Annotated in this window: 18 protein-coding genes; 14 read left to right on the top strand and 4 right to left on the bottom strand. The window is 63.6% G+C overall.

The window, feature by feature from the left end; all coding sequences use genetic code 11:
* The first annotated feature begins 532 nt into the window (after nt 1-532).
* From BHD07_RS15815 to BHD07_RS15795, 5 genes are all read left to right on the top strand, one after another.
* Nucleotides 533-1,936 carry an FAD/NAD(P)-binding protein gene (locus tag BHD07_RS15815; RefSeq protein WP_338281510.1) on the top strand — a complete coding sequence of 468 codons (1,404 nt, stop codon included), beginning with the start codon at nt 533-535 and terminating at the stop codon, nt 1,934-1,936.
* Between the two features lie 133 nt (nt 1,937-2,069).
* Nucleotides 2,070-3,533, top strand: coding sequence for an FAD/NAD(P)-binding protein (locus BHD07_RS15810; RefSeq protein ID WP_338282297.1), 1,464 nt, complete (start codon nt 2,070-2,072; stop codon nt 3,531-3,533).
* Between the two features lie 177 nt (nt 3,534-3,710).
* Nucleotides 3,711-5,078: an NfeD family protein gene (locus tag BHD07_RS15805; protein WP_338281508.1), complete on the top strand. Its 1,368-nt coding sequence runs from the start codon at nt 3,711-3,713 to the stop codon at nt 5,076-5,078.
* Between the two features lie 76 nt (nt 5,079-5,154).
* Complete coding sequence (locus BHD07_RS15800) at nt 5,155-5,925, top strand: slipin family protein (protein WP_338281506.1); 771 nt, start codon at nt 5,155-5,157, stop codon at nt 5,923-5,925.
* 278 nt (nt 5,926-6,203) lie between these two features.
* Nucleotides 6,204-6,689 (top strand): NUDIX domain-containing protein, encoded by a 486-nt coding sequence (locus BHD07_RS15795; protein ID WP_100670123.1) that lies wholly within the window; start codon nt 6,204-6,206, stop codon nt 6,687-6,689.
* A 24-nt stretch (nt 6,690-6,713) separates the two neighbouring features.
* Here the strand turns inward: BHD07_RS15795 and BHD07_RS15790 are convergent, their stop codons facing one another.
* Genes BHD07_RS15790 through nirB form a run of 4 tightly spaced genes read right to left on the bottom strand, consistent with a single transcriptional unit; the run spans nt 6,714 to nt 13,280 of the window.
* Nucleotides 6,714-7,844, bottom strand: a complete 1,131-nt coding sequence (locus BHD07_RS15790; protein WP_338281503.1) for a siroheme synthase family protein — start codon at nt 7,842-7,844, stop codon at nt 6,714-6,716.
* Entirely contained in the window at nt 7,816-10,473 is a 2,658-nt protein-coding gene (locus BHD07_RS15785; RefSeq protein ID WP_338281500.1) for a nitrate reductase, read from the bottom strand. Before BHD07_RS15785 ends, BHD07_RS15790 begins: the two co-directional genes overlap by 29 nt.
* Nucleotides 10,474-10,475: 2 nt before the next feature.
* Nucleotides 10,476-10,814 carry a nitrite reductase small subunit NirD gene (gene nirD / locus BHD07_RS15780; protein ID WP_338281498.1) on the bottom strand — a complete coding sequence of 113 codons (339 nt, stop codon included), beginning with the start codon at nt 10,812-10,814 and terminating at the stop codon, nt 10,476-10,478.
* 3 nt (nt 10,815-10,817) lie between these two features.
* Nucleotides 10,818-13,280, bottom strand: coding sequence for a nitrite reductase large subunit NirB (gene nirB, locus BHD07_RS15775; protein ID WP_018098356.1), 2,463 nt, complete (start codon nt 13,278-13,280; stop codon nt 10,818-10,820).
* Between the two features lie 737 nt (nt 13,281-14,017).
* Here nirB and BHD07_RS15770 point away from each other — a divergent pair.
* From BHD07_RS15770 to BHD07_RS15730, 9 genes are all read left to right on the top strand, one after another.
* Nucleotides 14,018-14,995, top strand: a complete 978-nt coding sequence (locus BHD07_RS15770) for a C4-dicarboxylate TRAP transporter substrate-binding protein (RefSeq protein WP_338281496.1) — start codon at nt 14,018-14,020, stop codon at nt 14,993-14,995.
* Between the two features lie 169 nt (nt 14,996-15,164).
* Nucleotides 15,165-15,677, top strand: coding sequence for a TRAP transporter small permease (locus BHD07_RS15765; RefSeq protein ID WP_026168964.1), 513 nt, complete (start codon nt 15,165-15,167; stop codon nt 15,675-15,677).
* Complete coding sequence (locus tag BHD07_RS15760; protein ID WP_018098359.1) at nt 15,674-16,987, top strand: TRAP transporter large permease; 1,314 nt, start codon at nt 15,674-15,676, stop codon at nt 16,985-16,987. Before BHD07_RS15765 ends, BHD07_RS15760 begins: the two co-directional genes overlap by 4 nt.
* Before the next feature lie 84 nt (nt 16,988-17,071).
* On the top strand, nt 17,072-17,623 hold the full coding sequence (locus BHD07_RS15755; protein ID WP_018098360.1) for a MaoC family dehydratase: 552 nt from the start codon (nt 17,072-17,074) through the stop codon (nt 17,621-17,623).
* Nucleotides 17,624-17,861: 238 nt separating this feature from the next.
* Nucleotides 17,862-18,929 (top strand): LacI family DNA-binding transcriptional regulator, encoded by a 1,068-nt coding sequence (locus BHD07_RS15750; RefSeq protein ID WP_338281491.1) that lies wholly within the window; start codon nt 17,862-17,864, stop codon nt 18,927-18,929.
* A gap of 30 nt (nt 18,930-18,959) precedes the next feature.
* Nucleotides 18,960-19,706, top strand: a complete 747-nt coding sequence (locus BHD07_RS15745) for a transporter substrate-binding domain-containing protein (RefSeq protein ID WP_275599235.1) — start codon at nt 18,960-18,962, stop codon at nt 19,704-19,706.
* A 72-nt stretch (nt 19,707-19,778) separates the two neighbouring features.
* Complete coding sequence (locus BHD07_RS15740; RefSeq protein ID WP_338281488.1) at nt 19,779-21,428, top strand: amino acid ABC transporter permease; 1,650 nt, start codon at nt 19,779-19,781, stop codon at nt 21,426-21,428.
* Between the two features lie 25 nt (nt 21,429-21,453).
* Entirely contained in the window at nt 21,454-22,122 is a 669-nt protein-coding gene (locus BHD07_RS15735) for an SDR family oxidoreductase (protein WP_338282295.1), read from the top strand.
* Nucleotides 22,123-22,135: 13 nt separating this feature from the next.
* Complete coding sequence (locus BHD07_RS15730) at nt 22,136-25,162, top strand: aminotransferase class III-fold pyridoxal phosphate-dependent enzyme (RefSeq protein WP_338281486.1); 3,027 nt, start codon at nt 22,136-22,138, stop codon at nt 25,160-25,162.
* The last annotated feature ends 42 nt before the right edge of the window (nt 25,163-25,204 follow it).

Below are 25,204 nucleotides of genomic sequence, written 5' to 3'. Positions count from 1 at the left end.
TAGTATGGAGCAGGCGCTATTTTCTTCCAGTCCCTCCCGGAGGCGGTCGCGCAGGTGGACGCCCGGTAGGGGAATCGCTTTGGAAAATGAAAATTTCTCAGGTAGAATCAATGAGTTGTGCGTGACGACGGCGCGCCTTTGCCGTTACCTTCAGAAAAATAGCTTGCCGTTGGGTGCATTTGCAATAGAATACAAAAATTATAGACTACTTCCGAAAAGGATGACCGTCAGGCCGAAACGCTGCTGCATGTTTCTTACGTCGGAGCCGATTTGAGGGTACAACATCCAAGAACTGGAAGTCCTGCAGCGGTCATTGCGCGCATTAGGCGGTATTCGACCGGAGTTTTATTTCGCTTGAAGCGGGAGGGAGGCGGCGCAAGGCGTTCTTTGGCTGGCGCGTCGTTCCGGAAAATCCCGACGGGCGAGCGGTACACGAGCCCGTGAAATTCACCAGAGCTTTTGTGTGTCTCGAAGTCCTGCTTAAGAGTTGCCCCGACCACGGAGCGACAGCCAGCTCGCGAAAGGAGCTCACATGACCGTTCGTGGATTGTTTGCCGGCAGGTCAGCGGCGGCCGCCTCGTCCTCGCAGCCGGAAATTGCGATCGTCGGCCGTGGATTTTCCGGCATCATGATGGCGATCGCGCTGATGAAGTCGATGCGGGGAACTTTTCACCTCACCATGTACGACCCGCATCCATCTATCAGCGGCGGCCAGGCCTTTTCCGCGGCGCAGCGCTGCGAGATACTCAACAGCCGGGTGCGCGACCTGTCGGTCGCGGCCGGCCAGCCCGACGATTTCAACGACTGGCTTTGCGCCAATGATGAGTTCCGAACAGCCGTTCCGGCGGCTATTCCCGGCTTTCGGCAGATTTTCGTGCCGAAAGGCATCTTCAGCGACTACGTGCATCAACGCTTTTCCGAGGCGCTTGCCCGACGTTCCGACATCACGGTGAGGTTTTCCCACGAACAGGTCACAGGCTTGCGCAAACTCGCAAGCGGTCGCTTCAGTCTTGTGCGTGACGGCGGACATGACGCATGCGACATCGTCATTCTTGCAACGGGCTTCGGCGTGCATCCGCGCGACCTCGAGGTTTCTGACGAGGAGCGACCGCTTGTGCGGACGCGCCGCCTCGTCGACCCGCGCCACGCGGTCCTGCTCGGCAGCGGCATTCGCGTGGTCGACCAGCTTTTCCAGATGCGCGATAACGGTTATGCGGGAGAAATCACGCTCGTTTCGCGCCACGGCTTCCTGCCACAGGCGCATACGCAGCTCGCAGCAGCCCCGAGTTTCCCGGTCGATCCGATGCCGCAAGGGCTGCGCCGGATCGTCCGGTTCGTGCGTCAGGCCTGCGCCGAAGCCGAAGCGAAGGGGCAAAGCTGGCAGTCGGCCATGAACGGCCTGCGCCGGCGGGCGCGCTCGCTCTGGCAATCGCTCTCGGCGCAGGAAAAGCGGCAGTTCAACCGCCACCTGCGGGCCATCTACGACAGCCACAGAAATCGCCTCCCGGCGGCTGTCCACGCGCGGCTGCAGCAGGAACTTGCCGAGGGGCGGACCGTGCTTCGCCGCGGACGGGCAGGGCGGCGCCTGCCGGAAGGCATCATGGTGCGCTGGGCGGGTCGGCATGCCGAGGAACTGCTCAGGGCAGATCAGGTGATCGAGTGCCGCTGTTCCGCCCCGGAGCTTGATACGCCCTTGCTCCGGAGTCTTTTTGCGGGTGGGCTTGCCGAACCCGATGAACTCGAGCTCGGCGTCGCGGTCAGTCCGACGGGAGAAGTCTTGAGCCCGTCTGGACGCACGCCGAACCTCTTCGCGATCGGTCCGCTCGGATTGGGAAGCCTGCCCGACATCGACCTGGTCCCTGAGATCGTTACCCAGACCTATGCGGCAGCACGGCTTATCGCGACAGGCAAGCGGCTGGCGCTGAAGGCCGGATAGATACGACCGCGGCGGCCGGAATGGCGGCCGACGAATGCCGGTCATCCGGCCCGCTGCAGGCAGTAGCGGTCAGGCAAATGCAAACGGTAGACTCAACGACGACAGGGTCGTCGCTGCGCAGCAGGTCTTCGATATGACGGATGCCGTCGGCCATTACCACACGCGCCCCACCGTCGCAATCATCGGCGGCGGCTTCACCGGTGCCGTGGTCGCGACGCACCTGGCGCGATCTCGCGCCATGGATGGCTGGCAGATTTCCGTCTTCGAGCCGCGGGAGCGGCTGGGATGCGGCCTTGCCTATGATACCGCGGAGCCCGCGCATCGCGTCAATGTCCCGGCCGCACGCATGAGCATCGATCCGGGCGATCCCGACCATTTCATGCGCTGGCTCGAGCTTCGGGGCGAACCGCGCGACGATCCCGAGGCGCTTGCCTGCGACGGCCATCTTTATCCCGCCCGGCAGCTCTTCGGCCGCTATGTCGCCGAAACGATCGCGCCGTTCCTGGAACACGGGCGCATCGCACACCATCGGGAGAGAGTGATCGCCGTCGAGCGTCAGGGAGCGGCCTGGGCGGTTCGCGGCGACGGCGGGACGCTAAGCCGCGCCGACGTGCTGGTGGTGGCGACGACGCACCCGGCTCCGGAGGCTCCCGCAGGCGTAGGCGCCATCCTCACGGGGCACCCCCGCTACGTGCCGGATTCGACCGAGCCCGGCACGCTCGACAGAATCCGGGCCGGTGACCGCGTGCTGATCATCGGGACCGGGCTGACTTCGGCCGATGTGATCGCCACCCTGCGCAGAGGCGGGCATAAGGGGCCGATCACCGCCTTTTCCCGGCGCGGTCTGCGTTCTCGTGGACATGCCGACCGGGCGCAGGACCCCTATGGCGACTTCATCTCACGGCCTTGGAGATCGGCCGCGGAGTTGCTCTCCCAGGTACGCCGGACGATCCGCGATGCGGAAGCGGAAGGCTTTACATGGCATGCGGTCCTCGATGCCCTCAGAGCACAAGGCGGTGAGATCTGGCGCAATCTGCCGATGAGCGAGCGGCGGCGGCTTGTCCGTCACGTGCGGCCTTTCTGGGATGTGCACCGCTTTCGTGTAGCTCCGCAAATCGATGCGGTCGTGAGCGCGGGGCTGAGGGACGGCGATATACGCGTCCTCGCCGGTTCGGTCGCTCATATGGCGCGCGTCGGCGAGAATGTCGCGGTCACTTTCCGGAGGCGGCGGGCTGGCGGAACGGAAGAAGGGGAATTCGACGCCGTGGTGATCACCACCGGCCCGGCGCACCGGTCGATCCTGCAAAGCCAATCCTGGCTGGATTCGCTCGGAGCCGCAGGTTATCTGCGCCCCGATACGGTTGGGCTGGGCCTCGCCTGCAGCGAAACGAGCAGGGCGCTCGACAGCGAAAACAGGGAGGTGGACGACCTCTTCGTCGCCGGTCCTCTCGCCCGCGGCACCTTTGGCGAACTTATGGGCCTGCCGCAGGTCAACGACCACGCCATTTTCGTGGCGGCGCAGATATCTGCGCTGGCGCAGGCGCGCCGAGTGCACCGGCGCGCGCGTCCGCGCTCGGCCGCGGCACCGGCCCGCTGACCGAGCGGCGACGCCGATGCAACTTCTGCGGCAGCATGCCTGCGGCATCGCTTACGCTTTCCGCGATTCTGCACTATATTAGGATGTGTTGATTTCGACGAAAGGTGGAGCGGGCGAGGTGGTTTGCAGCTATCCGCCTGCGCCCGCAGACGAGAAGCCGTGAGGTATCGACGGCGAATGGCCCGCATCCTCATCCTGTTGTTCAGTCTCCTGTCGGCCTTCGCATTTCCTGTCACGCCGGTGCCCGGAGCCGAGCGCACGGCAATCGTCCTGCACGTCAACGGAGCCATCAGTCCCGCCGCGGCAGAATATGTGACGCGCGGTCTTCAACAGGCCAGGGATCGCGGTGCCGCGCTGGTGGTCCTGCAGATGGACACGCCCGGCGGACTGGATACGTCGATGCGCGACATCATACGCGCCATCCTCGATTCGCCCGTGCCGGTCGCGAGTTTCGTCGCGCCCAGCGGAGCGCGGGCAGCAAGCGCCGGCACCTATATCCTTTATGCGAGCCATATTGCGGCCATGGCCCCGGGGACGAATCTGGGCGCGGCGACGCCGATCGCCATCGGCGGAGGACTGTTTGGCAATGACGAGCAGGAAGGCGAGGAAAAGACGGGCAAGCCCGACGAGCCCGAACCGCGCAAACCGGCCAATGCCGGTGAAGCGAAACTCATCAACGATGCGGTCGCCTATATCCGCGGCCTGGCGGAATTGCGCAACCGAAACGTCGATTGGGCGGAGCGGGCCGTGCGCGAGGCTGCGAGCCTTTCCTCCGCCGCAGCCGCGCGCGAGCAGGTCATCGACTTCACCGCCGTTAGCGTCGACGACCTTTTGAAGCAGGCCCACGGCCGCCCCGTCCGCATCGGCCAATCCGACGTTCGGCTCGATACGTCCGGGCTCGCCATAGAGGATCTTCCGCCGGATTGGCGGACGCGGCTGCTGTCGGTGATCACCAACCCGAACGTCGCCCTCCTCCTGATGATGGTCGGAATCTACGGGCTCATCTTCGAGTTTCTCGCGCCCGGCACAGTGGTGCCGGGTACAATCGGCGGCATCAGCCTCCTGCTCGGTCTCTACGCGCTTGCGGTGCTGCCGGTGAGCTATGCCGGCGTGGGCCTTATCCTCCTTGGGGCGGGACTGCTGGTGGCGGAGGCGCATGCGCCGTCATTCGGCGTGCTCGGCCTCGGCGGCACCGTGGCCCTGGTGCTGGGCGCTGCCATTCTCTTCGACACGGACATGCCCGGACTGCAGGTGTCCTGGCCTGCACTGAGCGGTATTGCGATAGCCAGTCTGGCGTTCAGCCTGCTGGTTGCGCGTCTCGCCCTTGTTTCGCGCCGGCACAGGGTCGCCACCGGCGCGGAAGAGATGATCGGCATTTCCGGCAAGGTCGACAGTTGGGCGGGAGCGGACGGCTACGTGATCGCCCACGGCGAGCGGTGGAGAGCCGTCAGCAGCGAACCGCTTGGACCGGGCGAGGACGTCATGGTCGTCGGCCGGGATGGCCTCACGCTCAAGGTGGCGCGCAAACCGGCTGGAGCGGGATGATGAAAAGCATGCGCGGTTTTCCGCCCGCGTCCCGCACCAACTCCCCAATCGACCACGGGGGAAAAGGAGACCGCTCATGACCTGGCTTGGAAATCTTGCGCCGTTTGTCGCCGCGCTCCTGTTCCTGCTGATCGTCATCGCCTTTGCGATCAGGATCCTCCGGGAATATGAACGCGGCGTGATCTTCACGCTCGGCCGTTTCACCGGCGTCAAGGGACCGGGGCTGATCCTGCTCCTCCCCTATGTGCAGCAGATGGTGCGCGTCGATCTCAGGACCCGTGTTCTCGATGTGCCCAGCCAGGACGTGATCTCGCGCGACAATGTTTCGGTGCGGGTCAGCGCTGTGATCTATTTCCGCGTCATCGACGCAGAGAAATCGACGATCCAGGTCGAGGATTTCATGGCCGCGACGAGCCAGCTCGCCCAGACGACGCTGAGATCCGTGCTCGGCAAACACGATCTGGACGAGATGCTGGCGGAGCGCGATCGTCTGAACGAGGACATTCAGAAGATCCTCGACGTGCAGACGGACGCATGGGGCATCAAGGTCGCTACCGTCGAGATCAAGCATGTCGACATCAACGAATCGATGATCCGGGCGATCGCCCGCCAGGCCGAGGCCGAACGCGAAAGGCGCGCCAAGGTGATCAATGCCGAGGGCGAGCAGCAGGCCGCTGCGAAACTGCTGGAAGCGGCAGAAATTCTCGCCCGGAAACCCCAGGCCATGCAGCTGCGCTATCTCAGCACGTTGAATGTCATCGCCGGCGAAAAGAACTCGACGATAATCTTCCCGTTCCCGATGGAGATCGCCGACATGCTGGCGACGAAGAAGGACGGTTCCTCCTGAGGCCGGTTGAGATCAGAGCCGCCGCCGCTTGTTTGATTTCCTCGGTCCTGTGCTCGTCACAGGAATCCAGCCAGACCAAGTCCTTGGGCTGAAAGAACTCTTTCCGCGCCGCAGACGCGGCGCTGCTCTCATCCCTGTGACAAGCTCGGAGGATGAGGCGAGGAGAGATTGCAGGTCGCTGTAGCACTTTGAGCTGCTGCATGCTTTTGTCCATTGATCGGCTACAATCAATGGACACATGGATTGGCGCTCGGTGCCGCTTCAGACAGAGGTCGAAAATGCCGAAGAGAAGTGCGGGCGTTCTGCTTTATCGGTACGAGGCGAGCGACCTCCTGGTTCTGCTCGTCCATCCGGGCGGGCCATTCTGGATGAACCGGGATCTCGGCGCCTGGTCGATCCCGAAGGGTGAGTATGATGCCGATGAAGAGCCGGAAGCCGCTGCGCGCCGGGAGTTCCTCGAGGAGACCGGCATCTCGATAACGGGCCCCTTGGAGTTTCTCGGCGAGGAGCGCCAAAAGGGCGGCAAGCTCGTCACCGCCTATGCGCATGAGAGCGAATTCGACGTCGCCAGCCTGCGCAGCAACGTGTTCGAGACAGAGTGGCCGCCACGGAGCGGCAGGATGCAGGTCTTCCCGGAGGTCGACCGCGCCGGATGGTTCACGCTCGAAGAGGCGCGCGGCAAGATAAATGTTTCCCAACGCCCGTTCATCGATCGGCTGGAGGCTTCGCGGAACGCCAGCCGCTCCGCGGGTTCCGCCTCCTGAGCGGTTGCGTACGCCCGATCTGCATCAATGGGCAGCGCGCAGGCCCGGCTGCGAGACTTCCCTCCTGCGGAAGGCCACCTGGATTACGTCGGAACGGCAAGGTGCCGCCTCGACACCCGGCACGATCTCGACAGGAATTCCAAGGCTCTCAAGCGCTGCGATCTCCTCGACGGCACCGGCAAGCGCCATCGGGTTCCCGGACCGAAGGCGCACCACGCGTTTCCCTTCCCCGACGAGGGCCGCGATGTCTCTGCTATCCGTGGCGCTCGGTGCGACGGGGACGCGCCTTGCCTCCCGGCGCGCCAGTTCCAGGACGTCGTCAGGGATCCATTCGTCAAAGAGGATCACGTCGGCGGCTTGCAGGGCGCGAACTGCCTTCAAGGTGAGGAGTTCCGCGTCGCCGGGGCCGGCGCCGACGATGGTGACGCGGCCGATGGCGGAGGGGCGCGTGACCAGACGATCCACCTCCGCCATCAGCCGCGTCTCTACACCCTCCTCCGGTGTATCCAGAAAGACCCTGTCGACGAAGCGCTCCCAGAAGGCGCGGCGCGCGGCACCGGGTTTCAGGCGCGCGTTCACACGGTCGCGGATCGCCTGCGCCACCGTCGCCCACCGTTTGAGTGCCGGCGGCAGCAGGGCCTCGATCCGCCGGCGGATCGCCTGTGCCAGGATCGGTGCCGCGCCATCCGTCGAGATCGCAACGACCACGGGCGAGCGGTTCACGATCGATCCGAACTGAAACGCGCAGAAAGCCGGCTTGTCGATGACGTTGACGGGCACGCCGGCGCTCCGACCGGCTCGGAAGAATGCTTCTGCGTCGGCCTGGTCGTCGCAATCGGCAATGGCGATTGCCGCATCGCGAAAAACACCCTCATGCCACGCCTGGTCGTGGTGAACGAGCAAGCCGTGTTCATGCGCGGGCCCACGGGCGAGGAGGTCGAGGAAGAGATCGCTCAGCGACGTCCGCGGCGCGTAGACATGAACTTCCGCGCCGCAGGCCGCCAGCAGTTCGGCCTTCCAGGCGGCCGCATCGCTGCCGCCGGCGACAACGGCCCGTTTGCCGTTCAGGGGCCAGAAGAGCGGCAGCGTCGCGAGAGCGGTCACGCGCTGAGGCTTTTGGGCCGGATCACTCAGCAGCGAGGGTGAGGCAGCCATTTATGATCCCCCTGATCTCGGCGCGGCAGGAGCCGCAATTGGTGCCGGCGCTGAGCCTCTCGCCCACCGCTTCGACGCTATGGCAACCGTCGCGGACGGCCGCAGTGATCTGGTTGACTCCGACGCTGAAGCACGAGCAGACGGTCGCGCCCGGATCGGGCGTATCGGCGCCCGGGCGGCCGGCGGTTACCGCAATGCGCTTGGCGAGATTGTGGTGCGAAGCGCCGAGCTGCGATACCGCCCAGCTGCGCGCCACGGCGACCGGCCGCGGAGAAAGGAACAGGCTGGCGAGCAGCCGGTCCCCTTCGAAAAAGGCCAGGCGAAGCTCGCCGGAGGTGCGGTCCGTATAGCCGATCGGTTCGATCTCTGCGGCGATCGCAAAAGTCTTCCGGCACCAGTCGAGCCAGTCGACATTCGTTTCGGCGAAGGCGAGTTCCACCCGCCACCCGCCCTCGGCTCTCGCGAGCGCCCAATAGGCGGCGTCGAGTTCCCTTGGTTTACGCGCCGAAACCGCGAAGCCATAGGCGGCAGCCGCAAAGCGGCTCGCGCGGACCGGCATGTTCTTCGACGCCGGCTGGCCGGAGACCGGGTCGGTTACCGGCGCAACCAGCGCATCGATCCGCGCCCTGGAGGCGAACTGGTCGTTCCAATGCATGGGCACGAAGAGATTGCCCTCCGCCTGCCGATCGGTGACCAGCGCCCGGACGATCGCCGCGCCGTGCGGACTTTCCAGGGTGACGAGGTCGGCGTCGCTGATGCCGAGCGCCTGTGCGTCACGCGGATGAATCTCGACGAAGGGCTCGGCGAGATGACCCGACAGCCTGGCGCTCTTGCCCGTGCGCGTCATGGTATGCCAGTGGTCGCGCACCCGGCCGGTGTTGAGCGTGAAGGGGAAGGCATCGTCGGCGCTTCTTGGCCGTGGCACCTCGACGGCGACGAAGCGCGCGCGGCCATCCGGATGATAGAATTCGCCCTCGGCAAAGAACCGCCTCTCGTGCGGCGCGCTGCCCTTGGGCTGCGGCCACTGAAACGGCTTCAGGCCGTCATAGGCGGGGCCTTCGATCTCCGCGTGGGCGCTGATGTCGAAGTCGCGGCGTCCGTCGTTTTCGAAGCCCGAAAGCGAGGCATGCTCGGCGAAGATCTCGGCTGGTGAAACATGGGCGAAGGCCGCGGCGAAGCCCATGCGCCTGCCGACTGCGGCGAGTTGCCACCAGTCGGGCCGCGCTTCGCCGGGAGCTGCGAGAAAGGCGCGCTGACGCGAGATGCGGCGCTCGGAATTGGTGACCGTACCGTCCTTCTCGCCCCAGCCGAGCGAGGGCAGGAGCACGTGGGCGTGCCGGGCGGTGTCGGTGTCTCTCACGATGTCGGAGACGACCACGAAGGGACAGGCTTTGATCGCCGCTTCGACGGCATCGGCGTCGGGCATCGAGACGACCGGGTTGGTCGCCATGATCCACAGCGCCTTGATGCGCCCGTCGGCGACGGCGCGGAACATATCGACCGCCTTGAGGCCGGGCCCGTTCGCGACTGCCGGCGCGCCCCAGAAGCGCCGTACCTTGTCCCGGTGGAGTGATTTTTCGATGTCCATATGGGCGGCAAGCATATTTGCCAGCCCCCCGACCTCGCGCCCGCCCATCGCATTTGGCTGCCCGGTCAGCGAGAAGGGCCCCATGCCCGGCCGGCCGATGCGGCCGGTCGCAAGATGGCAGTTGATGATGGCGTTGACCTTGTCGGTCCCGGTAGCGGACTGGTTGACTCCCTGGCTATAGCAGGTCACGACCTTTTCGGTCGTCTCGAAAAGTCGGAAGAATGCGCGAAGCTGCGTCGGCGTCAGCCCGGTCGCCTTGGGAAGCGACGGGGGATCGAGCCTCGATGCGGCCGCGACGGCCTCGTCGAAGCCGCCCGTGTAATTCGAAACGTAGTTCCGGTCGACCGCACCGCTTGCGGCGAGATGGGCAAGCAGCCCGCTGAAGAGGGCGACGTCTCCGTCGGATGCGATCGCCAGATGCATGTCGGCGATGTCCGCCGTCATCGTGCGGCGGGGGTCGATGACGACGATCTTCATCTCCGGGCGGTTTGCCTTGGCTGCGGAGAGGCGTTGATAGAGCACCGGGTGGCACCAGGCGAGATTGGAGCCCGTCAGCACCACGAGATCGGCGAGTTCCAGGTCCTCGTAAACGCCCGGCACGGTGTCGGAACCGAAGGCCCGGCGGTGGCCCGCGACGGAGGAGGACATGCAGAGCCGGGAGTTGGTATCGATATTCGCCGAGCCGATGAAACCCTTCATCAACTTGTTGGCGATGTAATAGTCCTCCGTCAGCAATTGTCCCGAGACGTAGAAGGCAACCGAATCGGGACCGTGATTGGCGATACTGTGCGAAAAGCGTTCGGCAACGAGATCGAGCGCCTCGCTCCAGCCTGCGCGACGGCCGCCGATTTCCGGGTGAAGGAGGCGGCCGTCGAGATCGAGGGTCTCGGCGAGTGCCGACCCTTTCGAACAGAGCCTGCCGAAATTGGCCGGATGTTCCGGATCGCCCTTGACGCTCACTGCACCGTCATCATCCACGCGGGCAATGACACCGCAGCCGACACCGCAATAGGGACAGGTGGTCTTGACCTCTTGCGCCATGCTTATTCCGCCGCTGCCAGCGAGAGGCTCTCAAGAGCGACGAACAGCGCGCCATTGTCGTTGCGGATGGGGATCGTGCGCACCTCGCCCTCGTCGGCGCCGAGCGCCTTGCCGGTCTCGAGCGAGATCACCCAGTTGTGCAGCGGGCAGGTGACGGCCGTGCCGTGTACGATGCCCTGGGAAAGAGGGCCCCCTTTATGCGGGCAATGGTCCTCGATCGCGAAGACCTCGTTCTCGGCAGTCCGGAAGACGGCGATCTTGCCGTTGGGCGTCCTGACACAGCGGGCCCCCCGCAGCGGGATGTCGTTGATGTCGCCGATTGCAATCCAGTTCATGTTCATCGGTCACTCCGCTGCCTGATTGAAGCCGACCGTCGCCATCGGCCGGAACTCGTGCTTGTCCTTGCCGGAGACGCGCTCCGACCAGGGATCGACCTGGGCGAATTTCTGGCTGAAGACGAAGCGGTCGAAATAGGCCCTGCGCTTTTCCGCATCCTCCATGATCTGCCGGCGGATCTCGTCCAGACCGATGCGCTTTGCCCATTTGTAGATGCGCTCGAGATAGCGGGCCTGCTCGCGATACATCTGCGTCAGCGCGACGATATGTTCGAGCGCCTCGTCCTCGGTCCTGACCAGACCCAGAACCTCGGTGCCCTTGATGTCGAGGCCGGCCGCCCCTGCGAAATGGATCTCGAAGCCGGAGTCGACGCAGATGACCCCGACGTCCTTGCAGGTCGCCTCCGCGCAGTTGCGCGGGCAGCCGGAGACGGCCATCTTCAGCTTGGCCGGCGTCCAGGAGCCCCACATGAATTTCTCGATGCGGATACCGAGGCCGGTCGAATCCTGTGTGCCGAAGCGGCACCAATCGGAGCCGACGCAGGTCTTCACCGTTCTGAGCCCCTTGGCGTAGGCCTGACCCGAAACGAAGCCCGCCTGACCGAGATCGGCCCAGACGGCGGGCAGATCCTCCTTCTCGATGCCGAGCAGATCGATGCGCTGACCGCCGGTCACCTTCACCAGCGGCACGTTGAACTTGTCGACGACATCGGCGATGGCGCGAAGCTCCTTCGCATTGGTGACGCCGCCCCACATGCGGGGTACGACGGAATAGGTGCCGTCCTTCTGGATATTGGCGTGGACACGCTCGTTGATGAAGCGCGACTGGTAATCGTCGGCATATTCGTCCGGCCAATCGCAGACGAGATAGTAGTTGAGCGCCGGGCGACACTTTGCGCAGCCGCAGGAGGTCTTCCATTCCAGTTCCTGCATGACGGCGGGAATGGATTTCAGCTTCTTCGCCTTGATCAGGCGCCGCACGTCGTCATGGCCGAGATCCGTGCAGGTGCACATCGGCTGCACCGCAGCCGGATTGTAGGTGTCGCCGAGCGTCAGCGACATGATCTGCTCGACCAGGCCGGTGCAGGAACCGCACGAGGCGGAAGCCTTGGTATGGGCGCGGACGTCGTCGAGCGAGGTCAGGCCCTTGGAGACGATCGCTCCGACGATCTTGCCTTTGCACACGCCGTTGCAGCCGCAGATTTCCGCATCATCCGGCAAGGCTGCAACGGCCGCCGTAGGGTCCAGCGGAGATCCCCCCTGATAGGCCTGGCCGAAGATAAGGGTGTCGCGCATTTCGGAGATGTCCGTGCCGCGCTTCAAAAGATCGTTGAACCAGGCGCCGTCGGCGGTGTCGCCGTAGAGCACGGTACCGATGATGCGGTTGTCTTTCAGTACGAGCCGCTTGTAGATGCCCGCGGTGGCATCGCGCAGTACGATCTCCTCGCGTCCGTCGGCATCGGCGAAGTCGCCGACCGAATAGAGGTTGATGCCCGTCACCTTCAATTTGGTCGGCGTGTCGGAATGCGCGAAGGCGGCGCGGCGGTCGCCGGCGAGGTGGGAGGCGGCGACGCGCGCCATTTCGTAAAGGGGCGCGACGAGGCCGTAGACCATGCCGCCGACTTCGGCACACTCGCCGAGCGCCATGATGTCCCCGTCGGACGTCTGCATTCCGGCGTCGACGACGATGCCGCGATTGACGGCCAGCCCGGCCTCCTTGGCAAGACCGGCATTCGGCCGGATGCCGACAGCCATCACCACCAGCGTCGCCGGAATGATCCGGCCATCGTCGAGCTCGATCCCCTGGACCTTCTCCTCGCCGAGGATGCGTTTCGTGTTCGCCTTGGTGACGACCTTGATGCCGCGTTCTTCGACGGCCTTCTGCAGGAGGTAGCCTGCGGCCGGATCGAGCTGGCGTTCCATCAGTGTCGGCATGACATGCAGAACGGTGACGTCCATGCCGCGCGCCTGAAGACCAGCTGCCGCCTCCAGCCCGAGCAGGCCGCCACCGATGACGACGGCCTTTTCGCGCGATTGCGCCGCGAGCAGCATCGCCTGCACATCGTCGAGGTCGCGATAGGTGATGACGCCGCGCAGTTCCTTGCCCGGCACAGGGATGATGAAGGGCACCGAACCGGTGGCGATCACCAGCTTGTCATAGCTTTCCGTGACGCCGTGGTCGGAGGTGACGGTCTTGGCGTCGCGATCGATCGCAACGATTTTGTGGCCCTTGTAGAGGGTGATGCCGTGCTTGATGTACCATCCGTCGCCATGGATGATGATTTCTTCATACTCCTTCTCGCCGGATAGCACCGGCGAAAGCATGATGCGGTCGTAATTGACGCGCGGCTCGGCGTTGAAGATCGTCACGGCATAACGCCCGGGCGCCTTTTCGAAGAGCTCTTCCAGCATCCGGCCCGGAGCCATGCCGTTGCCGACGATGACGAGTTTTTCGAGTGCAGTTTCAGTCATGTGGTCACTCCGCAGCTTTTACGAAGCGGCCGCTCATAGAAGAATTCGAGCAGTGCTTCGCGGCAGTTCAGGTCGGTTCGATTTGGCCGGCCGAAAACCGGCAAAAAAAAACGCCGCTCGGAAATTTGCGCTCCGGGACCGGGAGGAAACCCTTACGGAGGCAAAGACCTTGCGACGTCGGTGTCTTCGGCAGGCGTATGTGGCGCCTGGCTCGCTTCAATCGCCGTTGACCGAAGCAGGTGTAGAAATGCAAGTGCCGTGCCAGATATCCGCCTTCCGGCCATCTCCTTGAAAAATCTGCAAAAGGCGGACAACGCCCTTTGTCTTCGAAGTAAGCCCGTTGATTTAAAAATAAGCCGTTTGCGTGCAGTGATGAAATTTTGTGCGGCTCGCCTTGATCAGCCGATTGTGCACGGGTCTCGCCGCGCCCGTTCTTGCCTAACGCCGTCATCCTTCGGCTTGACCTTGGTCAAGGATAACGCTGTGAGAAGCCGGAGGATCGCGGGCTGCGGAAGGGTTGACTGCACGCGCTCCAGATCCCGACGGTCCGAAAAATTTATTTGGGAATGGATTGTTCGCGCAATCTGGAACCCTGGCGATGTGAAAAGCCTGAAGGTTTTCTTTGTCCTCATGGCCTTTGAGCGACGATTCACGGCTTGACGCCATTCGTTCATTTGTGAATATATTATTCAAACTTGTGAAAGTCCGGAGGCGGAGTCCGGAATAGGGAGGACAGCATGAAGACCTTGATCGCTGCGGCCGCAATGGCTGCATTGTCGTTCTGCGGCATTGCCAACGCGCAGGAATACAGCCTGCGATTTTCGACCTCGCAGGTGAATCCGGACGAGCCGATCATCAAGGCCATGAAAACCTATGCCGAGCGTGTCGGTGAGCGCTCCGGCGGACGCATCGCCATTACCGTCATGACGGGCGATCAGCTCGGCGCGCAGAAAAAGGTCAACGAGATGGTCATGAGCGGCGCAAGCCTGCTCAGCGCCACCGACTATGGTCAGCTCGGCCAGTTCGTGCCGGATCTATCGATCCTTGCCGGACCCTATGTCTATCCGGATCTGGCGGCGACGGACCGTCTCTTCGCTTCGGATCCCTATAGGGACCTTTCCAGCAAGCTGGAGGCGCGGGGCATCAAGATCATCATGCCGAACGGCCTGTTCGGCTACCGCCACATCATCGCCAACAAGCCGGTTCGCTCACCCGCGGACCTGGCCGGCGTCACCATTCGCGTGCCCTCCTCGCCGATCATGATGGCGACTTTCGGCAATTACGGTGCAAGGCCGACGGAATTGCCGTGGGGAGACGTCTACAATGCGTTGCAGACCGGAGTCGTCGACGCGGCCGAAGGCCCCTTCGGCTCGATAGCCGGAGCGAAGCTGAACGAGACCCGCAAGGTCATTTCGAAAACCGGCCACCAGATCATGTTCACGGCCTGGGTGGCTTCCAGCCAGCTCTTCAACAGCCTGCCCGAAGACCTGCAGAAGATTCTTCTGGAGGAAGGGCAGACAATTGCCAAAGAGCTTACGCAGATGACGCTGGACACGGACGATGCCTATGCAAAGCAGCTCGCCGCCTCCGGCGTCGAGATCGTGACCGATGTCGACATTCCGGCATTCATCGAGGCCTCGCGTGCAGCCTATGAGAAGGTGCCGAACATCACGCCCGGCATCTACGATCAGGTGCAAAAGGCGATGGCAGAGTAGGCGACGCCGTTTCGAGCGGGATGCGGGCGGAGAGACCGTATACACGTCATCCCGCTCTTGGACGCTGCTGCCGCGGGGGGCCGTCTTCGCCGGCCGGGATCGCGCTCCGAACGTCAATCGGGCCCTGCATCGACGCCAGCTCGGATTGCCCCTCAACAATCGAGGCATCATGGAAAGCTCACGCCCGCCGGAGGAGATAATTCCTCTCATCAGCCTGCGCCGCGCCGATGAGGCAATCGGCGTCGTGGCGCTCCTCGTCATCGTCTTCTCGATCCTTTGGGGGGTCGTCAGCCGTTATGTCTTCCCCCAGCCGGCCGCCTGGACCTATGAGCTGGCGATGATGGCCTTCGCCTATCTCGTCTTCTTCGGTGCCGTCGCCGGCGTCCGTCTCGGCACGCACGCGGCGATCGACGTGCTTGTCGCGGCTCTCCCGGACAGCTGGCGAAAAGCCGTCGCCTGGTTCAACTATCTGCTGCTGGCACTCTTCTTCATCGTCATGACCATCCTCTTCGCGTGGCAGGCCTGGATCTCACGCAATGTGCATACGATCGCCCTCGATCTGTCGCGCAGCCTGTCCTATGCGCCTCTGGCGCTCGCCTCTGCCGGGATGTTCGTCCAGCATCTGATCGTGGAGAGGCCCTGGACCGTCCGTCAGCACCGCAATTTGGAATCGTTGATATGACCCTGTTCCATTTGGCCGGTCCCTCGCTTCTCGTCGTCGTCCTGTTTTTGCTGTCGACGCCGATCACCTGGGCCATGGCGATCGGAGCGTTTGCTTTCTTCCTCATCAATATGGACATGATCCCGCTCGCCAATTTCGCCCAGGAAATGGCGGAAGGCAGCCAGTCCGTGTCCTTGTTGGCGCTGCCGCTGTTCGTTCTTGCCGGCTGCATCATGAACGCGTCCGGCATCACCCGGCGCCTTTTGGCGCTTGCGGACGTGCTTGTCGGCCACATGACGGGCGCGCTGGCGCAGATGTGCACCGTGCTCGGCACCTTGCTCGGCGGACTTACCGCATCTGCCAACGCCGATGCGGCGATGCTCGCCAAGACGCTCGGCGTCGAGATGTCGCAACGGGGCTACAGCCGGGCCTTCGCCGCGGTCATCACATCGTCGGCGGCCATCATCACGAGCCTCATTCCGCCGTCGATCGGTCTTATCGTCTATGGTTTTCTCGCGGAGACGTCCATCGGCCGGCTCTTCGCAGCGGGTGTGGTGCCTGGCCTCGTGCTGGCGACCGGGCTCATGGTCACCACCTATTTCATCGCCCGCAAACGCGGTTACAAGCCGTTGCGCAAGGAGCGTGCCACCCGCGCGGAGGGCATCCGGGCGCTGATCGACGGGCTCTGGGCGCTGTCGATCCCGGTGGTGATCTTCGCCGGTACGCGATACGGTCTTTTCACGACCACCGAAGCCGGTGCGGTGGTCGTCGTCTATGTGCTCTTCGTCGCCGTGTTCGGTTACCGCGAATTCACCTTCCGCCAGATCCCGGAGGTGCTTGCCGAGGCCGTGCGCGATTCGGCCGTGGTCATGATCATGATCTGCGCGGCGGCAGCCTTCGGTTTCTATCTCGCCTGGGAGCAGGTGCCGCAGGCCATGTCCGGCTGGCTCGGCGAAGCCACCGACAATCCGCTCCTGATGCTGCTCCTCATCAACGTCCTGCTGATCGTCATCGGCACCGCGATCGAGGGGTCGGCGGCACTGATCATTCTGACGCCGATGCTGATTCCGATCATCGATGGCGTCGGCATCGATCGCGTGCATTTCGGCGTCGTGTTCATCACGAACCTGACCATCGCCGGCATCACGCCGCCAGTCGGGGGATTGATGTACATTTCGTCCATGGTGCTGAAAGTGCCGATGATGGCCTATGCCCGCGAGGTGCTGCCATACTTGGCGATGATGATGGTCATTCTCGTCATGCTGAGCATGTTCCCCCAGCTGTCGCTTTGGCTGCCGAACCTGGTCTATGGGACGACGGCGGTCCAATAGCGCGACGAATAAGCCTCTGCGCCATGGTGGCGCATAGGCCGGAAACGGCTCCGATAATCCCGACTTCTTACGCAGGTACTGACCATGGATGAGTTCACGCCCACCGTCGGAGTTTCTTCGACACGTCCCGCCGACATGCCGGAAGACCATGCCGCCTTGCCGGTCTGGAACGCCGAAAACTGGTTTTACGAGGATTGGCCCGTCGGTCAGCGCATTCGGTCGTTACGCCGCACGATTGGCGAGAGCGATAGCCACCTCTTCAACACCCTGGTCGTCGACATCCATCCTTATGTCCAGGATCAGATGTTTGCGGAGCGGGAAGGCATCTTCGGCCGTCGTCTCGTTGCCGGCGCCTTCGTGTTCTCGGCCGGTCTCGGCCTCGTCGCCACCAATTGCGTCAACGCCTTTTCCTATGGCTACGACAAGCTCCGGTTCATCAAGCCGGTCTTCATCGATGACACGATCTACACGATCCGGACCAACATGGAAAAAACGCCCCGTTACAAAGACCTCGGGCTCATTCGCGCCAGCTACCAGGTGTTCAAGAACGAGGGCGAACTGGTGCTCTACTGCGAGCATCTGCAAACGGTGAAATACAAGAACCCGGCGGATTTTGCCGGCAAGACCGAGAAGTAGAAAACAGAACCGAAGAAAACGAGCGTTCGCTTGCCGGCGTCGCCGTAATCGGCATGAGCTCGTTTCGCTGGCATTCTGTTGCACCGCCGGGTCTCGTAGCGCAGCCATTCTCCAAAATTCCATCCGCCGACATATTCCATCGATCGCATGTGCTCATGCGAACACGGAATAAAAACGTTTATATTTTTCATTGAAATCGTTTTTATCAGCTGATACGGCTTTCGTCGGGAGGCCGATCATGGAAAACACGCAGTCACCGCGCGCACGGCCGGGGATCAAGGCTCTGGCCGAGGCTACGGGCTATTCCATTGCGACCGTGTCGAAGGCGCTCAACGGTTCTCCCATGGTTGCCCCGGCCACGAAGGCGCTCATCCATCGTGCCGCTGCGGAGATAGGCTATCGTGCCAACGCCCGCGGCATGGCGCTGAGGACCGGCCGCACCTGCCAGGCTGCCGTGCTCATGCCGGTAACGGCTGCGCGCGACTATGAATGGGACGGCGTCGAATATACCCAGATACTCAGCGGCATCAGTCAGGCACTGGAAGGCAGCGACTATCGCATGTCGGTCCATGTCGTGCGCAATGTGGAGGACGGCTGCGAGGCGGCGCGCCGGGTCATCGATGAGGGTCTGGCGGACGGACTGATATTCTCAGGCATACGCGCCGACGACCCGCGCATCGATCTTCTGGTCGAGAGCCGGTTTCCCTTCGTCTCTCTCGGTCGCTGTCGGAAACCCCTCGATTACGCACATGTCGATATCGACAACGAATGGGCGGCCCATGCGGCGACCGCCCGGCTGATTGCCGGCGGACACCGGCGGATCGCGCTCGTCAATCCGCTCCGGCATCTCTCCTACGCCGAGGACAGGGTGGACGGCTTCATGCGGGCTTTTCGCGAGGCGGGGCTATCGCCGTCCGACGATCTGATCGCCGAAGGCGATCTCTCTACCCAGTTCGGCCGCGAGAGCGCGCTCGGTCTTCTCGACGCGGCGCGGCCGCCGACGGCCTTCGTCTGCAGCAACGAGTCGACCACGCTCGGAGTGCTTTCGGGCCTGGGCTCGCGTGGACGGCGGATCGGCGTCGATGTCGACGTGGTCGCCTATGACGACATCAATGTCAGCGCCTATTTCACGCCGCCGATCACGACCTTCTATCAGCCCATCGAGATACTCGGGCGAACCCTCGGGGAGTTCCTGCTGCGGCGCATGGCGGGAGAGGACGCGCAAACGTTGAAGCAGGTTTTCAGGCCAACGCTGATCGAGAGGCAGCCCGACAATCTCGGCGGGCGCCTGGAGCAGCCGGCGTAGGAAAAGAATTCACAACGGAGGAGAACCAAGGTGAAAACACTCGTAATTGCACTTGCGATGGCGGCCCTCGTCTCAGGCGGCGCGTCGGCCGCCGATCTCGGCGGGAAGCTGCTGAAGGTCGGCTCGGACACGACCTCGCCGCCGATGGAGAGCGTCGATCCCGCGACCGGACAGATCGTCGGTTTCGATATCGACGTGGTGAATGCGATCTGCGCAAAGATCAACTGCCAGGCGGAATTCGTGACCACCGGTTGGGACGGCATTTTCGCAGCGCTCGATCAGGGCAACTTCGATCTCGTCGCCTCGGGCGTGTCGATCACCGAGGAACGCAAGAAGGCCATGGATTTCTCCGATCCCTACATCGTCAACAGCCAGGCGGTGCTGATGCGGGTCGAGGACCAGGGCGTGTCACTGGAAGACTTCAAGTCGAAGGGGAAGAAGCTTTCCGCCCAGGCCAACACCACGGATGCGCAGGTCGCCGAAGGGGTGGTCGGCAAAGAAAACGTCGTCGCCTATGACAGCTTCAGCGCCGCGATCATCGCGCTCAAGAACAAAGATGTCGACGGCGTCGTCATCAACGGAGCCAATGCTGCCGCTTACGAACGCGAGTTCGTCGGCGAACTCGTGGTCGCGATCCGGGACCTCGAATCCGATCCGCTCGGCCTCGTCTTCCGCAAGGGCGATGCCAACGTCGCCGCCTTTAACGAAGGACTGAAGATGATCCGCGACGACGGCACGCTGGATCAGCTCGTCAACAAATACTGGGGCGTGAAGTAACCTCATCCGAACACCCCGGAGCGGTTCTGCGCTCCGGGGCCGAATTTCTGCGCAGAATCCCCGGAGGGATGAATGTCGTTCCTGAGAAGCGTGCGGCCCAGCAATCTGATCATTCTGACAGCGCTGCCGTTCATCATCTATCTTTTCGCCTCCTCCGGTGACTACCAACGTTCGCTGAGAGCCATTCTCGGAGTCGAGAACGGCTCGTCCGCCTTCGTACCCGGCTTCCTTGCCCTGCTCGTCGCCTTCGGCTCGGGTATCGCCGTTCTCGTCTTTTCCCGAGCCAAGGCGCCGCGGCCGCGGCGGGCGCTCGCTGCCGCCGTGCTCAATCTCGCTGCGGCGGCCATCTTGCTTCTGAGCGACGCGGTTCATCCCTACCTTGCGTCGGTCGTCGCCAATGCCGTCGATCCCTTCACGTCCGATCTCGTCGTGAAAGGGCTTAGCCCCCGGCGATTGACGGACGCCGCGGACATGACCCTGCGCGGCATCGAAGCCGTGCTTTTTCCGGCCTATTTTGCGCTGACCCTGTTCGGCTCCATGCTTTTCTTCGGTGCCGGCAAGGCATCTGCGCGGGAGAGCATCCTGCATCGCGCAGGAGCGTGGAGCATCGGCCTCGTCAACGGTACGGGGCTCCTGTTCATCCTCTTCTTTGCGCATATGGCCTTTGCCGCCGGCGTGGCGACGACGGTCCGCGCGGCCATTGCCGCCTATCTTCTCGCCGCGATCATCGGTCTCATCTGGGTCGGATTGCTTCAGTTGCATTATAAGGCGCGCACCAGCCTCTTCTTCGCGCTCGCGACCCTCGGCCTGGTGCTCGTCGCCGCCTGGTTCCTGTTGCAGCCTCGCACGCCCTATGTGCTTGCGGGGCGGCTCGACGGCAGGGTCGCGATCGTCAGCAACACGCCGTCCGGCCTCATAGGCGCGGTGCGCTTCGGCCAATATCCGGGCGCGCCCGCTGAAGAGGCGGCGGTACGAACCTTCCTTGGCCCGGCGGAGGCAGTCGCGGCGATAGAAAAGGACGAGGTGACGGCCGCGCTTCTGCCGGCCGAAGCCGTGCCCGGGGGCTTGCCGCTCCTTTGGGAAACGGCGGCTTTGAACGATCGAGACCGGGCCGCAGGCATCACTTTCGCCGTCCTGGCAATCATCCTCGGTCTGCTCACCTTCGGCGGCTATCTGCACCGTCGTCATCCCTTGGCGATCGGCTCGGAATTCGTCGTCGATACGATTCGCGGCATTCCGATGCTGGTGATCGTGCTCTATGTCGGCCTGCCCTTGAGCGGGGCGTTGAAGGATGCGACGCAAGGCGTGCTCGACCCGCCGAATCTGATGCGCGGCATCGTCGCCATGGCGCTTGCCTATTCCGCCTATCTGGCGGAAATCTTCCGCTCCGGCATCAACGCCATCCCGGTCGGCCAGATCGAAGCGGCGCGCAGCATCGGGCTCAACCGGTGGCAGACGGCGCGGCTGGTGGTCCTGCCGCAGGCGTTCCGGATCATCATTCCACCGCTCGGCAACGAGCTGATCGCGATCCTCAAGGACACGTCGCTCCTGTCGATTCTGTCGATCCGCGACATCACCCAGCGCATGCGCGAGTTCCAGTCGGCGAGTTTCCTGCCCTTTGCGCCCTATAACTCGGCAGCCATCTTCTACATCTTCCTGACGCTCGCGGCGGCGAGCCTCATCAACATGATCGAGCGGAAATATGACATCAAGCATCGATAGGAGAGGGGAAGAGGGGCCGCGCACGGTGCTGATCACCGGTGCATCGCGGGGCCTGGGTCAGGAACTTGCACAGCGATATGCCGCCGCCGGCTGGCGGGTGATCGCCTGCAGCCGCCAACCGTCGGCGAGGAATGGGGAAACCGGCATCGAACGTCGGACGCTCGACGTCACGGACGCGAGGTCGATGGCGGCGCTTGCCGAAACCCTCGGCGAGCGGCCGATCGATGTCCTCATCAACAATGCCGGGGTCCGCGGCGACACAGGCGGACTGTCGACCGTCAGGCCCGAGGATTTCCTGGAGGTCATGCGCGTCAATGCCCTTGCGCCGATCCTGGTCGTGCAGGCGCTGCTGCGAAATCTCCTCGCCGGCGGCGATCGCATCGTCGCCAATATCAGCAGCCGCGCAGGATCGCTCGCCGAGGGCACGCTCGACGACGACGAAGGAGACTATGCCTATCGTTGCTCGAAAGCGGCGCTGAACATGGCCACGGTCAAGCTCGCCCAGGATTTGCGTCCCCACCGTGTCACCGTGCTGTCGCTCCACCCCGGCTGGGTCAGAACCGATATGGGCGGCCATCAGGCGAGCGTGCCGGTTGCGGAAAGCGCCGCAGGCCTGAAGGCGATCATCGACAGGGCCGGGCTCGCCGAGAGCGGCAGCTTCCGGGCCTTCGACGGAAGAACGGTATCGTGGTGAAGCGAGTGGGACGATGACGACGAGCGAGTTCAAGAACGTGCAGGAAATAGAAGCAATCGAAGCGCTGCTTGCCCGCGAATACGGCGTCGCGGGAGAAATCGTGGCGCTGCCCGGCGAGCACGATCTCAATTTCCGTATTCAGGCGCGCGACGGTCGCGCGTTCCTCCTGAAACTGCATGCCCTCGGCGCGCCCGAGGAGCTCGACATGCAGATTGCAGTTCTCGACCATCTCGCGCGCGAGGCGACGGATCTGCCCGTCTCGAAGGCTTTGCCGAGCCGCTCCGGCGCCTCGTTCACCCGCGTCGAATTCAAAGGAGAGCGTGTCGCACGTCTGCTGACGTGGCTGCCCGGGGAGATCTGGGCACGAGCCGCCAACCGCTCGAGCAACAGCGTCGAGACCCTTGGGGCGCTGCTCGGCAAGCTCGACCGCAGCCTCGCCGGTTTCTCTCATCCCGGCGCCAGGAGAGAGTACGCCTGGGATATCGCCCGGGCGGAAATGCACCTCGCCAACGTCGATCTGATCGAGGATGTGGAGAAGCGGAGCGCGGTTCGCGCGATCCTCGATCACTTCGTCTCCACCGTGCTGCCGCGCCTTGCGGCGTGCCCCCGGCAGGTCATCCACAACGATGCCAATGACTATAACGTGCTCGTCGGCGCCGACGGCCGCGTCAGCGGACTGCTCGACTTCGGCGATATGGTCGAGAGCTATCGGGTGGTGGAAGTGGCCGTCGCCTCAGCCTATGCGCTGATCGGCTCGCCGGATCCGATCGGCGCCATCGCGCGGCTGGCGGGCGCCTATCAGGGCGTCAATCGGCTCGGCGAAACGGAGGCCGAGCTGATCTTCGATCTCGTGCGCACCCGCTACGCCGTCAGCATATGCATGGCGGCAAGGCAGATCCGCGACAACCCCGAGAACGCCTATCTGCTCGTCAGCCAGGAGGACGTCTGGCGCGAACTGAAACGCCTCGAGCAAGAGAACCGCTCGTTCGCCATCGCCCGCCTTCGCGACGCCTGCGGCTTTGCACCCATCCCGAGGGCCGCACGGGTGGTGCGGTGGCTGGAGCGCAATGCGCATGATTTTTCGGGCGTCATCAAGCCGGGCATTGCAAGACCGAAGGCAGCCGTCTTCGATTTCTCGGCGAATAGCCCGGAGAACTGGGCAGGTCTCGAGAAGGACGTGGCGCAAGCGCGCATCGAAGCGCATATCCATGCGGAGGGGGCGGATTTCGGCCTTGGCCTCTACGGGGAGGACAGAGCGGTCTACAAGGGTGACGCCTACCAGGCGACTGCAAGCCTGCGCCGCACGATTCACCTCGGCATCGATCTCTTCGCTCCCGCCAACGAGCCGGTGCATGCACCCTTCGCCGGCAAGGTCGCCTTCTACCATGACGACGCGGTCCCTTACGGCTTCGGGCCGACAATTCTGCTCGAACACACGACGGGCGAGGGCGACACGTTCTGGACGCTCTACGGGCATCTCTCCCGTGAAAGCGCCTCACGGCTTTCGATCGGCCAGCCGGTCGCCAGGGGTGAAGCTTTCGCGACCCTGGGGGATCGCGCCGAAAACGGCGGCTGGGTTCCGCACCTGCATTTCCAGATAGTCACCGATCATCTCGGCCTCGAGGGCCGCATGCACGGCGTCGGCGTCAGAGAGCAGTGGCAGGTCTGGCGGGAGATCAGCCCCGATCCGAGCGTCGTGCTCGGCCTTTCCGTTCCGGCGTCGGTGATCGTCGAGCGCGACAAGGCCTTCCTGGTGCGCGAACGCCAGCGCCGCATCGGTCGTTCCTTAAGCATCGCCTACGGCGCGGCGCCTCTCAAGATCGTCGCCGGCGAGGGCGCCTACCTGATCGATGACGAGGGTAGGCGCTGGCTCGACATGGTCAACAATGTCTGCCACGTCGGCCATTGCCATCCACGCGTCGTGAAGGCGGCGCAGATGCAGATGGCGCGGCTCAATACCAATTCGCGCTATCTGCATGACAGCCTGGTGGAATATTCCCGACGGCTTGCGGCGCTCTTCCCTGATCCGCTGAACGTCTGCTTCTTCGTCAATTCCGGCAGCGAAGCCAACGATCTCGCGATCCGGCTGGCGCGCGCCTATACCGGCAACCGCGACGTCATCACCGTCGATCACGCCTATCACGGCCATCTGACGAGCCTGATCGATGTCAGTCCCTATAAATTCGCGGGCAAGGGCGGGGAAGGGCGGCCGGCGCATGTGCGGGTTGCCGAGATGCCGGACCTCTATCGGGGACGCTATCGCTATGGCGATACGGACGCGGGGCGCAAATATGCCGGGGACGTGCAGCGGCAGATCGATGCGCTGGCGGCGGAAGGGCGCAAACCCGCGCTCTTCTTCAGCGAGGGTATTCTCGGCACGGGCGGCCAACTGGTGCTGCCGGAAGGTTATCTCAGAGAGGCCTATGCGCATGTGCGTGCGGCCGGCGGGCTGTGCCTCGCGGACGAGGTTCAGGTGGGGTTCGGCCGCGTCGGCAGTCACATGTGGGCGCATGAGACGCAAGGAGTCGTGCCCGACATCGTCACCATGGGCAAGCCGATCGGCAACGGCCACCCGATGGCGGCTGTGGTGACGACCGAGGCGATTGCCGCGGCCTTTGCAAACGGAATGGAATATTTCAACACCTTCGGCGGAAATCCGGTATCGGCCGAGATCGGCCTCGCCGTACTCGACGTCATCCGCGACGAGCGCCTGATGCACCATTGCGCGGTCGTTGGAAACCGTCTGATGGATGGAGCGCGCGAACTCGCCAGCCGCCACGCGATCATCGGCGACGTGCGCGGCTACGGTCTCTTCAACGGCATCGAGCTCGTGCGCGATCGCGACACCCTCGAACCGGCCGCAGCGGAGCTCGACTTCGTCATTGCCGAAATGAAGGACAGGCACCGCATCCTGCTGTCGAGCGAGGGACCGCAGCACAACGTACTGAAGATCAAGCCGCCCGCGCCCTTCAGCGCGGACGATTGCGACCGTTTCCTCGATGCCCTCGACGCGGTGCTGGCGCGGGTAAAGGCCGGCTGACGTCACGATACGAAAGTTATGAATCTGTCCGACATTTTAGAA

It is taken from the genome of Sinorhizobium sp. KGO-5, from assembly GCF_036245905.1.
Taxonomy (GTDB): domain Bacteria; phylum Pseudomonadota; class Alphaproteobacteria; order Rhizobiales; family Rhizobiaceae; genus Sinorhizobium; species Sinorhizobium meliloti_A.
This window is presented reverse-complemented; position numbering and strand designations above follow the sequence as displayed.

What these genes read in the sequence shown, in the direction of transcription:
- BHD07_RS15815 (WP_338281510.1), top strand. Translation starts at nt 533, where the DNA reads ATGACCGTTCGTGGATTGTTTGCCGGCAGGTCAGCGGCGGCCGCCTCG.
- BHD07_RS15810 (WP_338282297.1), top strand. Translation starts at nt 2,070, where the DNA reads ATGACGGATGCCGTCGGCCATTACCACACGCGCCCCACCGTCGCAATC.
- BHD07_RS15805 (WP_338281508.1), top strand. Translation starts at nt 3,711, where the DNA reads ATGGCCCGCATCCTCATCCTGTTGTTCAGTCTCCTGTCGGCCTTCGCA.
- BHD07_RS15800 (WP_338281506.1), top strand. Translation starts at nt 5,155, where the DNA reads ATGACCTGGCTTGGAAATCTTGCGCCGTTTGTCGCCGCGCTCCTGTTC.
- BHD07_RS15795 (WP_100670123.1), top strand. Translation starts at nt 6,204, where the DNA reads ATGCCGAAGAGAAGTGCGGGCGTTCTGCTTTATCGGTACGAGGCGAGC.
- BHD07_RS15790 (WP_338281503.1), bottom strand. Translation starts at nt 7,844, where the DNA reads ATGGCTGCCTCACCCTCGCTGCTGAGTGATCCGGCCCAAAAGCCTCAG.
- BHD07_RS15785 (WP_338281500.1), bottom strand. Translation starts at nt 10,473, where the DNA reads ATGGCGCAAGAGGTCAAGACCACCTGTCCCTATTGCGGTGTCGGCTGC.
- nirD (WP_338281498.1), bottom strand. Translation starts at nt 10,814, where the DNA reads ATGAACATGAACTGGATTGCAATCGGCGACATCAACGACATCCCGCTG.
- nirB (WP_018098356.1), bottom strand. Translation starts at nt 13,280, where the DNA reads ATGACTGAAACTGCACTCGAAAAACTCGTCATCGTCGGCAACGGCATG.
- BHD07_RS15770 (WP_338281496.1), top strand. Translation starts at nt 14,018, where the DNA reads ATGAAGACCTTGATCGCTGCGGCCGCAATGGCTGCATTGTCGTTCTGC.
- BHD07_RS15765 (WP_026168964.1), top strand. Translation starts at nt 15,165, where the DNA reads ATGGAAAGCTCACGCCCGCCGGAGGAGATAATTCCTCTCATCAGCCTG.
- BHD07_RS15760 (WP_018098359.1), top strand. Translation starts at nt 15,674, where the DNA reads ATGACCCTGTTCCATTTGGCCGGTCCCTCGCTTCTCGTCGTCGTCCTG.
- BHD07_RS15755 (WP_018098360.1), top strand. Translation starts at nt 17,072, where the DNA reads ATGGATGAGTTCACGCCCACCGTCGGAGTTTCTTCGACACGTCCCGCC.
- BHD07_RS15750 (WP_338281491.1), top strand. Translation starts at nt 17,862, where the DNA reads ATGGAAAACACGCAGTCACCGCGCGCACGGCCGGGGATCAAGGCTCTG.
- BHD07_RS15740 (WP_338281488.1), top strand. Translation starts at nt 19,779, where the DNA reads ATGTCGTTCCTGAGAAGCGTGCGGCCCAGCAATCTGATCATTCTGACA.
- BHD07_RS15730 (WP_338281486.1), top strand. Translation starts at nt 22,136, where the DNA reads ATGACGACGAGCGAGTTCAAGAACGTGCAGGAAATAGAAGCAATCGAA.